General features: G+C 71.6%; 1 protein-coding gene. It reads left to right on the top strand.

What is annotated here, in order from left to right; genetic code table 11:
• A partial coding sequence (locus tag HG542_RS34110; RefSeq protein ID WP_171088307.1) for a condensation domain-containing protein occupies positions 1-310 on the top strand: 310 nt, incomplete at both ends.

The raw sequence follows: 310 nt of genomic DNA, 5'->3' as shown, positions 1-310 counted from the left end.
CCCCGGCCCGGCCACTGGAACCAGGCCTTCCTGCTGCGTACACCCGAACTGGCCCTCCCGCGGCTGGAGTCCGCCCTGCGTGCGCTCGCCGAGCACCACGACGTGCTCCGGCTGCGCTACCACGGCACCGCACAGTCCTACGGCCCCGCTGCCCCCTTCCCCGGCCTCAACGTCCTCGATGTGCGCAGCCTGCCCGCCGCCGAAGGAACCCCCGAGTTCACCGAGGCTCTGGAGCGCGTACTCACCGAGTGGCAGAGCGGTTTCGACCTCTCCGCCGGTCCGGTGTACGCCGTGGGCTATCTGCACGGCT

Source organism: Streptomyces morookaense (genome assembly GCF_013030945.1).
Classification (GTDB): Bacteria; Actinomycetota; Actinomycetes; order Streptomycetales; family Streptomycetaceae; genus Streptomyces; species Streptomyces morookaensis.
Note: the sequence above shows the minus strand (reverse complement) of the source record. Positions and strands in the feature narration are given on the sequence as shown.